At 56.4% G+C, this 6,792-nt stretch carries 6 protein-coding genes; 2 read left to right on the top strand and 4 right to left on the bottom strand.

All coding sequences use genetic code 11. From position 1 onward, the window contains the following. A partial coding sequence (locus RDU76_01840; GenBank protein ID MDQ7797672.1) for a type VI secretion system ATPase TssH occupies window positions 1-400 on the top strand: 400 nt, incomplete at its 5' end. Window positions 401-801: 401 nt separating this feature from the next. On the opposite strand, the gene RDU76_01835 is transcribed toward RDU76_01840, so the two are convergent. Further along, on the bottom strand, window positions 802-1,707 hold the full coding sequence (locus RDU76_01835) for a hypothetical protein (GenBank protein MDQ7797671.1): 906 nt from the start codon (window positions 1,705-1,707) through the stop codon (window positions 802-804). Next, window positions 1,704-2,393: a CsgG/HfaB family protein gene (locus RDU76_01830; GenBank protein ID MDQ7797670.1), complete on the bottom strand. Its 690-nt coding sequence runs from the start codon at window positions 2,391-2,393 to the stop codon at window positions 1,704-1,706. Before RDU76_01830 ends, RDU76_01835 begins: the two co-directional genes overlap by 4 nt. Before the next feature lie 177 nt (window positions 2,394-2,570). On the opposite strand from RDU76_01830, the gene RDU76_01825 reads away from it, so the two are divergent. Then, on the top strand, window positions 2,571-3,137 hold the full coding sequence (locus tag RDU76_01825; protein MDQ7797669.1) for a flavodoxin family protein: 567 nt from the start codon (window positions 2,571-2,573) through the stop codon (window positions 3,135-3,137). Between the two features lie 114 nt (window positions 3,138-3,251). On the opposite strand, the gene RDU76_01820 is transcribed toward RDU76_01825, so the two are convergent. Together RDU76_01820 and RDU76_01815 are read right to left on the bottom strand one after the other, a co-directional pair. Further along, window positions 3,252-5,066 carry a metallopeptidase TldD-related protein gene (locus RDU76_01820; protein ID MDQ7797668.1) on the bottom strand — a complete coding sequence of 605 codons (1,815 nt, stop codon included), beginning with the start codon at window positions 5,064-5,066 and terminating at the stop codon, window positions 3,252-3,254. Continuing rightward, the gene (locus RDU76_01815) at window positions 5,056-6,756 is read right to left on the bottom strand and encodes a metallopeptidase TldD-related protein (protein ID MDQ7797667.1); all 1,701 of its coding nucleotides are present in this window, start codon (window positions 6,754-6,756) and stop codon (window positions 5,056-5,058) included. Before RDU76_01815 ends, RDU76_01820 begins: the two co-directional genes overlap by 11 nt. Between the last annotated feature and the right edge of the window lie 36 nt (window positions 6,757-6,792).

Genomic DNA, 6,792 nt, shown 5'->3' with positions numbered 1-6,792 from the left:
GTTCATCAGTGAGCTGGACGACGAGGCCCAGATCAAAACAAAGGTACTGGAGGCAATGAAAGAGCATTTCCGCCCGGAATTTTTGAACCGGGTGGACGAAACCGTGATATTTCACCGGTTGGACAAGTCACAGATCAAGCAGATCATAGATATCCAGCTGGCCCACCTTTATAAAAGGCTGGCCGACCGGAAGATAGGGCTGGAAGTGACGGAAAAGGCCAAGGAATTGCTGGCCGACGAGGGCTATGACCCGGCCTTCGGGGCCCGGCCGCTGAAACGGGCCATTCAGAGACTGCTGCAGGATCCTTTGTCCATGAGGATTTTGGAGGGAGAGTACAAGGAAGGTGATACTGTCAAGGCCGAGGCGAAAAAGGATGAAATAGTTTTCATTAAGAATTGATATTTTTCAAAGGGCAATAATTCAACAGCCCCGCGACAGCAGGGCTGTTTGTATTTAAGCCATTTCCTTGGGTGGAGCGGTACGCCGGTTGCCCGGCCATAATTTCTCCACATACTTTAACCATTCCATATCGGAGTCCTACAATAACACCCACTTTTAAGCCGATTTCTCCCCCTTTATATATTTTGTATGCCAGGTCTTATAGACACCCGGAATCAAGGTCATCATTGTAACCTACTTGTGTGACTCCGCCGTCAAGCGAAAGGCCCTGGAGTACGATATCCCAGGATATTTCGGAAAATCGGCCTCGTTCGACAAGATATTGAAACTGATCTAGAATATGTGAATTTTCCAAATGTAAACCCCGGATCTTATGATCCGGGGTTTACATCATGCTGTCATCAGTGCAGCTTGGGTCCGAAGGAGGTGCTGCTGTAATGTTTGCCCCACTCCCTCTTGACGCTGGCCATGATTATCAGGTTGCCGTCCTTGAGGCCTTCGACCTGTGAGATCACCGTCCCCACGCTGATCTTCCACTCCGGGGCGTTGCGGAAGAGCCGCAGGTCGATGTCCATGCCGTAGTCAAACCGGGTGGTGGAATAGGTGGAGTCTTGCGGGATGCCAGGCATCAGGATGATATAGGGGTCCGCCGGCAAAAATATGTAATACGGCATGATGGTGGTCACCGTGGTGCTGCCGAAGGCCAAGCGGCCGAACGGCACCAGCGATACATAGTAATTCAGGGGAATGTCGGCCACCAAACCCATCGGCAGGCTGCCCTCCATGGTGCTGACCGAGAAATCCTGGTCCTCAATGAAATTTTCCATCTCGAAATCCGTCCCGGTGAAGTCGAACCCTATGAACGCGGCCACGGTGGTCTTCTTGTCGACGATCTCCCCGGCGATGTCCCTCTTTTCCCCTTTTTTAATGTCCAGCACCATGGTAGCGCCCATGGCCATGGCCGAGGCGGGGTAGTCCTCGTCCAGGTTGGTCATGGGATCCTTCAGGGGAATGTTCAGCCCCAGAAACATGAAATGGGACATCAGCCCGAAACCATCGGCAAAGCCGCGGGACATCTCGAAATTGAAACCCTTGCCGGTGGGCGACTCGTCCATTTGGGAATCCTCCGGCAGGCCCAGCTTCATGTAGATCCCGGTGAAGGTGAACTGGCTGGTCCCCTTGAAAAAATCCAGGCAGGATATCGGAGGAGGCGTGGGCTTGAGGCTTATCCCTCCTTCATCCTGGGCTTTGGCCGCCGCCGCCAGCATCAGCGATCCCGCCAGCATCAGTAGCGCTTTTCTTTTCACTTATTCTCCTTTTTATTGAACTGATCGTTTTCCACCTTAAGGGCGAATTTGGCCACCACCTGGTTGACCGCTTTCCGGGTGGCGATGCCGATGGTGGTCTCGTCGAATCCGGCCGTTCCGAACTCGAAGGTCAGGGCCACCCCCCTGGTCTGGGTGCTGCTGGTGCCGATGCCGGTCTCCCCGGAGATGATGCCGGCGGTCTCGGTATCCACCAGCCGGGCGTCTATCACCACCCTGGTGGTGATGGTCTTGGTGCCGCCCACCCCCACGAAGGCGCTGGTCTTGCGGATGCCGAACTCGCTGACCTCTCCCACCACCACCGTTCTGGCCCCCAGCATCTTGCCCACCCGGGCGGCGGTCTGGGAGGTCACCGCCCCTGTCTGGCCCAGCTTCTGCTCGGCAAATATCTTCTCCAGGGCCTGGTCGTTGCGCTCCACCACGATGAAACGCCCGGAATTCACCAGGGCGGTGATCAGCATGTTGGAAACCCCCCGCCCGATGCGGGGATCGTCGAACTCCGACTGGTTGCGCAGGTCGATCACCGCCAACGTGGTTTTTTTGCCGCTATAGGGCGGCAACTCCAGCCGGAGGTCGGCGGTGGTCTCCGGCGGGGGCGTGGTGGTGGTGGCGGCACAGCCGGAAAGAAACAGGGACAATATCGTCAAGATCTTCCCGAAACGAGACATACAGCTCCCGAATAAAATTTACAGCCAACTTCCGCTACTGTCATTCTATTTTAAAACCACCCCGTTGTCAATACAATAATCGAGGCCGTTCACTTATGCTATTGACTTTGCCCGGACCGCTTTGATAGTATTGAAAAACATTACTTATATGCCGAATTTTACAGGGGGAGCTGAACAATGAAACACAAGAATGTCCTGATAGTCCTGGGCAGTCCCAGAAAGAACGGAAACAGTACCGCCCTGGCCAAACGGGCCGCCGAGGGGGCCAAATCCTCCGGGGCACTATGTGAGACCATCTGCCTGCACGAGATGCACCTCAAGCCCTGCAACGCCTGCGATTACTGCCTGACCCGGCCCGGGCATGTCTGCATCCTCAAGGATGACATGCAGAAGCTTTATCCCAAGCTGGTCAGGGCCGACGCCATCGTCATGGCCGGGCCGGTGTACTGGTTCACCGTCTCGGCCCAGACCAAGCTGTTCATGGACCGCTGGTATGCCCTGATCGGCAAACAAGGCCACGCCCTGAAGGGCAAGAGAATCGGCATAATATTGACCTACGGCGACGTGGACCCCTATGCCTCCGGTGCGGTGAACGCCATCCGGACCTACCAGGATGCCTTCCGGTTCATCGGGGCACCGATCGCAGGAATGGTCTACGGCACCGGGAACAAACCCGGGGAGGTCAGGAAGGACAAAAAGCTGATGCAGCAGGCCTTTGAGCTGGGCAAGAAGCTTGGGAAATAGTCGGTTTTCATAATAGAAAAGCCCGGCGCAGCCGGGCTTCTTTAATTTGTACTTATGCCTTGATCAAGAAAAACCGATCATAAATAACTCTGCGCCTCTGGGGTAAAAACGATGTCATTTACCGTTTTCGAAGAACGGATTCTTCAGGAAGGGCGGCTGGCTTCCCACCTCGGACGGCCCGCTGGCCTCTATCTGGTCCAGCAGGATATCCGGGGTTATCACCGCAAAGGGCTCGCTCTGGACCCCGCTGCCGATCCGGCTGTTGTAGACAGTCGGCTTCTGGCCGGTGCGGTAGATATCCCTTAAGGTTCGCCGGGAGACATCCCGCAGCACCAGATTCCTCACCAGGGTCAACTGCCTGGTCTTGAGATCATACCGGTAAGCCTCCAGGGCCTTGAGGGCGGCATCCAGATATCCCAGGGAATATTTTTTGGGCTCCAGCCTCTTGATGACGATGCCGTAATCATTGCCCTTTTCCCGGCACAGTTTTTCCATGGCCTTCAGCAGTTTCTTCTGCGACAGCCCCTTGGATGAAGAAAGGAACAGGTTGCCCGGCATCAGCTGCCCGCCGCGCAGGTGGCCGTTGCTGCCGTATATTTTTTCTATTGGCGAGCGGGACATGTAAAAGGTCTTCAGGATCCCGTCCTCGATCAGGGCGATCCTTCTCCCCGGCATCCCCTCATCATCCACCGCATAATGCCCGCCCAGGGAATCTTTTTCATATACTGCCGCTGAGGGATCGTCCATCAGGGTGATGTGCGGAGCGGTGATCCTTTTATTGAGCCATTTTTTCAGGTCGCTGGAGGTGTTGTCGGCATATTCATAGTCCGAGACCGGGTCGCGCTCGGCCTGCATCAACGGCACCACGGTCTGCACAATGAATTCGGCTGCAGCCTGCCCCTCCAGCAGCACCGGACCGAAATAATCCTCCATGGGTTGGGCTTCTAGTTGTTCGCAGAATTTCTCTATCTCTACCCTGGCTTTTTTTAGAATGGCCGCAAGATCCTGGCCCGAAGAATAATCCACCGAAAAACCGTCCCTCAACATCAATCCATTATCGGTCAGCCCGGACATCTCCACGCTGATGGAGCCGAAAGAATCAAAAGTGCGATTGGCCGACCCCTCGGAGCTGACAAAATAATGTTTCCTGAACTGCACCAGCGCTTCGGCCTGCGATTTTTCAATTCGGGGATATTCCCGGAACAGCCGGGAGACATCCTTTAAAATATCCTTAATATTTTCCCATTCCAGTTTTTCTTCGGGAGGCTGCTGAAAATAGCGATATGGTTTCTCCCGGGACAGGTCATCCAACGGTTCCTGGCGTTTCTTGGTCTTCATCAGCATCTTTTTGCGGGAGTACTGCTCGATGGCCCGCTTGAAGGCCATATCGCTCTGCCACCACAACGATTTGCGCAGGCCCCAGTAATCGACCTCCGCCGGGATGTTGGACTGGTATCCCCCGGAGCGGTGGCGCCAGCGCCCTTCCGGGGTGTTGTCCAGCGAATAGTCCCCTATCCTCAGGTCCACCTCGCCCCGGGAAAACCCGGAAGAGCCCTCGCCCACCAGTTTTCCGAAAACGGCCGCAGCCTGGTGGGTCTTATATAATTCGATGGTATAGGAGATGAAGTAGGGATGGTTGGCCGGGCTGCCCGGCATGGTGGCCGGATCGCTCGGCGCCCGGTGGACGGTGTTCGGGTCCTCCCGGAACTTGTCGGAACCGGTGCCCGGCTGGGATAAAAGTCCAAAACTTTCGGAATAGGGGATCCTCAGGTTCTCCGGGATCTTTAAGCCGCCATAATTCCTCTGCAGTTCTTCCTCCATGGCCTTCAGCACCGGATCATCCGGAAAAGCCGCCAGGGGCTGGGCGAAGACATTGAAAAAAAAGATGACCGACAGTGCCGGCAAAAATAAGAATATTTTATTTTTCATTTTTGTGGCCTCCTTTCCGCAGCTCCATGGGCTGGGGCAGAATGGGCGGCTTGTCCTGCTCCATCATCCGTTTCTCCACCTCCATCTCCCTTATCAGGATGCTGGGCGAGACGCAGGACACCGGCAGATAGCCGGACTCGGCCCCGCAGAACCCGCTGAAGACGTCGTAATCGTCGGCGGTGGCGGTGATCTTGGAGAATACCGTCAGCGGCGTGCCGGAGATGTCTATCCCCCGCACCAGTTCTTCGCGCCCGTCGGGATATATCTTGAAGACCATCACCGGCAGGACCTTGAACGACTGCGGCATGTAGGTGCTGGTCATGGTGAAGCCGCCGGAGATGTCGGTGAACATCAGGCCGTAGGGCTTCTTTTGCTTTTTGACCTCGGCTATCAGCAGTTTCTTCAGGGCGGCAAAGGACATGGTCTGCTGCGAGGAGATGATGGTGTTCCCCATCCTGGATACCGGGGCCTGTCCGATATCCCCCCGTCCGTGTCCGTTGGAATAGTTGAACCCGGCGATGGGCGAACGGCTCATCAGGAAATTCTTCAGAACCCCTTTCTCGATGATGTTCACCCGCTGTGAGGCCACCCCCTCGTCATCATAGGGATAGTCGCCCATCAGGTTGAGGTCCCTGAAGGAGGAAAGAGAGGGGTCGTCGAACACCGAGATGAACGCCGGCAACACTTTCTCCCCCACCTTCTTCTTGAAGGTCTGGCCCTCGGTGACGTCCTTTTGCCGGTGGCCCTCCACCCGGTGCCCCAGTATCTCGTGGAAGAAGACCGCCGAGGCCCGGTTGCACATGATGGCCGGGCCGACATGGGGCTCGGCCAGCGGCGCACTGCGCAGGGCTGCCAGCTCGGAGATCATCCTTCTGGCTGTTTCTTTTAAAACTGCCTCGGCAGGCAGGCTATCGGCCGATCTGGCGTCGAAGGCCTCGTAGCGGTAAAGCTCCATGCCGTCCTCGGCCACGGTTGAGATGTACAGGTGCAGGCGGCAGCGGATCCGGCCGTGGGATATTTTGGCGCCCTCGCTGTTGACGATATAGTTGTTCTCGGCGGCCGCGGCAAAGGCCACTTCGGATTTGTAGATGTCGGGATGGCCGTCGAACAATTTGGATATGCCCATCACCCTTTGCTTCCACCAAGCCTGGTCGATGTCCAGTTTGGCCGGAGCCGACAGGCTGACCACCACCGGGGCCGGGGAGAAATCGTCGGACTGGTCCTCCTCCTCCACCTTGACCGCCAGGTTGGCCTTGACCGCGTCGAATCCCTTCTGGGCCTGCTTGAAGGTCCTGTCGGTGTACCACCATAATACTGACTCCAGGGCCGCCTGGTCATCCTCGGCCGGCAGGTCGAACTTGCCGCTGCCCCAGTAGCCCCAGCCCTCGCGAATGTTGTGGGTGTTGTCCAATTTCATGGAGCCCACCCGGACATCCACCATCCCGGCCCGCTCCCTGAGGTACCGCTCCTCGGTCACCGCCCCGAATGATCCGTTGACCTGGTATTTCTCCTCCTCCGCCACCCGGTAACCGATGAAATACGGCTGGTCCCCCGGGGCCTTTTGCAGAATGGGCAGGTTTATCTCGACCTGGTGCGACAGGGCGGTGATCACTGCCGGGAAGTTATCGGCCGCGGACGCCGGGCTCAGAAGAATTGAGAGAAGCGAAATGGATGTAACTATTTTCCTCATAATTTTGTCTTTCTTCTTTGTATTGCCGGTACTTTA

The sequence above is a fragment of the Candidatus Edwardsbacteria bacterium genome (genome assembly GCA_031082425.1).
GTDB lineage: Bacteria > Edwardsbacteria > AC1 > AC1 > EtOH8 > UBA2226.
The sequence above is the reverse complement of the archived record's forward strand: the minus strand, read 5'-3'. Positions and strand labels throughout refer to the sequence as shown.